The sequence below is a fragment of the Roseateles sp. P5_E11 genome (genome assembly GCF_054049355.1).
Map to the genome: position 1 here is coordinate 1 of NZ_JBFUMO010000645.1, position 3096 is coordinate 3096.

A 3096-nucleotide genomic window follows, 5' to 3' on the forward strand; every position below is an offset into this window, starting at 1 on the left:
AGCCGATGGTGCCGGAGCCGATGGTGCCGGCCACGTTGGCCGGTGCCGAGACGGTGTTGGCCGCCGAGATCGAGCCGTTGGACTCGGTCTCGTTGACCGTCGGCAGGCCGCCCGTGCCCGTGATGGCCGCCACCGCAGCCGCCGCATCCAGGATGCCGGCGCCGCATTGCGAGCAGCTGCCCGGGAAGGCTCGCGCGCTGCTGATCAGCGCGGCCTTGATCTGGTCGGGCGTGGCGGTCGGCTTGGCGCTCATCATCAGCGCGACGACACCGGCYACATGCGGCGTGGCCATCGACGTGCCCTGGTAGTAGGCATAGCTGTCGGCGCCCGGCGCCTTGGTGCCGGCGTTCAGCGTGCTGAGGATGCCGTTGCTGCTGCTGGAGCGCACATCACCACCGGGCGCCGCCAGCGTCACGATGGCGCCGTAGTTCGAGTAGTAGGCGCGAGCACCATTGCGATCCGTGGCTGCCACGGCAACCACGCCGGAGCAGTTCGCCGGGTTGGAGTTGCTGGCGTTCTGGTTCTCGTTGCCGGCTGCGACGATGACGCTCGTGCCGCGCGAACGGGCGCTGTTGATGGCATTCTGCGACGTGGTGTCGCAGGCACCGCCGCCACCGAGGGACATGTTGATGACCTTGGCCGGCGTGGCGTTGGTGGGCAGGCCCGAGACGCTGCCGCCCGAGGCCCAGACCATGCCGTCGGCGATGTCGGAGGTGTAGCCGCCGCACTTGCCCAGCACGCGCACGGGCTGCACCTTGGCGTTGAAGGCGATGCCCGCCACGCCGGTGGAGTTGTTGGTCTTGGCCGCGATGGTGCCGGCCACATGCGTGCCGTGCCAGCTGGAGCTGCTGGCCGGCTCGCCGGTACCGCATTCGCCCGCGGCGGTCCAGTCGCCCGGGTCGCTCGGGTCGCTGTCACGGCCACTGCCGTCGTTGGAGACGGCCGTGTCGTTGATCATGTCGTAGCCGGCCACGATCTGGCCCGACAGGTCGGCATGCGGGCGGTAGCCGGTGTCGATGACGGCCACGACGACGCCCGAGCCGGTGGACAGGTCCCAGGCCGCCGGGGCGCGGATGCCGCCGGTCGTCTCGTACAGGTCCCACTGCGAGCTGTAGCTCGTGTCGTTGGGCGTGAACATCGGGTACATCTTGCGGTCGGGTTCCGCGTAGGCGATGTTGGGGTCGGCGGCCTTGAGCTGGTTGGCCAGGCTCAGCATTTCGCCGTGCGAGAGCGCCTTGTCGAGCTTGTAGATGTGGGCGCCAGTGCCCATCTGGCGCAGCACGCGGGCCTTGGCGCCGCGCAGGGCCAGTGCCGAGTTCACGACATTCAGGCGAGCTTCCAGTGCGTTGGTAGCGATGCCGACGGCGCGCAGTACGGTGGCGTCCTGGGCATCAACCTGGGAGGCGTCGCGGTAGCTGACGATGAGGCGGTCGGTACTGCTCGCACGCACCAGGCTGGCAACGCCCACGTCGACCTGGGTGTTGGATACGCCAGCCTGGCTGGCACCCGCCGTCAGCAGGCCACAGGCCAGTGCGAGCAGGGTTCTCTTGTTGGCAAAAGCAAAACTCATTTGTGGTGGTTCCGGAAAAGTCACCGTGGCGGACGGCGCACCGGCTCGGCCCGCGGGATCTCCACGAGGAGCACCACTGTGTTCAGCTCGCCGGCAGGACTCAACCCAACAACAAAACCGTCCTGGCCGACATGGCGCATCCGAAGCGGGCCGCAGTGTGTCCGTGACACGAAGGCAGCCTTGTCACCAGCCGCAGTGACGGAAGTAACCCTAGCGGGCAATCAGGGATGACAGCGCCCGTGACCAATGGCATGCGCACGCTCGAGCGAGCGAAACAAGCCGGCAGCAATTCGGTCGCGGTTTTCAGCGGGTCGTCACATGGCACCGGCAACTCATCGCTTGCGGCTTGGGGCCGCTCATTCACGCGCCTAGCCTGAACACAGGTCGACGCGTTTTGCGGCGCCCGCCCCCCACCAAGAACCCACAGGAGCTCGTCATGTCCAACCGCTATTCGATTGCCCAGCGCACCCCTTTGCTCAACAGCCTGTTTGCCGGCGTCGCCTGTGCAGTCGCGCTGACCCTGACTGCAGGCCCCGCGCTGGCCGCCCCAGGGGATCTGGAGCGCGTCGAAGTCAGCGGCCGTGTCGTCGAGGCGCCCGTGCGCTACGACATTCACGACGCCTGCGCCAGCCTCGACCGCCAACTGCAGGACGCGCTGCAGACCACCTGGGAGAACGAGCGCCGTGTCGGCCAAGTGAAGGTGCAGATCGTCATCGACGGCGGTGAAGTCACTGCTGTCAGGACCGACGGCATCTCCAACCGCATCGAGCGCACCGTGCGCAACGCGGCCAACATGTTGGAGTGCGGCCCGCAGAAGACGGCCGGCGCGCAGATCTATCGTTTCCGCGTCGACTTCATCGATCCCGACGACCGCAACAACCAGCAGGTCGCCGGCGCCGGGCGTGGCTATCGGATCGCGATGGTCAACGAGTGAAGCACGGCGGCGTCGACGCGAGCAAGCGCCAGCGGCAGGCGCTCTACCGCCGGGCCGCCCAGTTCGCGCTGGGGCATGGCCCAGATTGGCGCTGGGAAATGGCTGTCCCAGTCGAAACGCGCGACGATATGCCAGTGCAGATGAGGCACGACATTGCCGAGACTGGCGATGTTGACCTTGGTCGGCGCGAGCAAAGACCTTAAGGTCCGCTCGATCTCGGTGACAGCGTCCATGCAGGCGTGTCTATCCGTGACCGACAGGTCACTGAACTCGGCGACATGGGCGCTCCAGATGAGTCGGTAAAAGGCCGGGAAACGTTGCGCTTCGTCGCCATCGACGACGCGCACGACGCGGAACTGCGGCGTGCGAGCGACGACGAAACCGCCGTCGCCCTCGCACAAGGGGCAGCTCACACCAGCACCCGCTCGATGCCGCCGTTGTTGGCCTTGGCCACGTACTCCGGCATCCAGTTGGGGCCGAGGATCTGGTTGGCCATCTCGACGACGATGTAGTCGGCCTCCAGCAGGCCGTTCTGCAAGTCATCACCGTAGCGGGACAGACCCTGCAGGCAACTCGGGCAGGACGTCAGGAT

General features: G+C 67.1%; 4 protein-coding genes. 1 reads left to right on the top strand and 3 read right to left on the bottom strand.

Features of this window, described 5'->3' with window-relative positions; genetic code table 11:
• Window positions 1–1570 (bottom strand): S8 family peptidase (locus tag ACXJKR_RS28465; protein WP_457325692.1); only part of this gene is annotated, 1570 nt, incomplete at its 3' end.
• A 436-nt stretch (window positions 1571–2006) separates the two neighbouring features.
• Here ACXJKR_RS28465 and ACXJKR_RS28470 point away from each other — a divergent pair.
• Window positions 2007–2504, top strand: coding sequence for a hypothetical protein (locus ACXJKR_RS28470; protein ID WP_056204144.1), 498 nt, complete (start codon window positions 2007–2009; stop codon window positions 2502–2504).
• Here the strand turns inward: ACXJKR_RS28470 and ACXJKR_RS28475 are convergent.
• Window positions 2477–2917 carry an HIT family protein gene (locus tag ACXJKR_RS28475; RefSeq protein WP_457325694.1) on the bottom strand — a complete coding sequence of 147 codons (441 nt, stop codon included), beginning with the start codon at window positions 2915–2917 and terminating at the stop codon, window positions 2477–2479. The two genes, ACXJKR_RS28470 and ACXJKR_RS28475, sit on opposite strands and share 28 nt — an antisense overlap.
• A partial coding sequence (locus ACXJKR_RS28480) for a DUF3400 domain-containing protein (protein WP_457325696.1) occupies window positions 2914–3096 on the bottom strand: 183 nt, incomplete at its 5' end. The genes ACXJKR_RS28475 and ACXJKR_RS28480, both read right to left, overlap by 4 nt.

Coding starts and splice junctions, on each gene's coding strand:
- ACXJKR_RS28470 (WP_056204144.1), top strand. CDS start 2,007: ATGTCCAACCGCTATTCGATTGCCCAGCGCACCCCTTTGCTCAACAGC.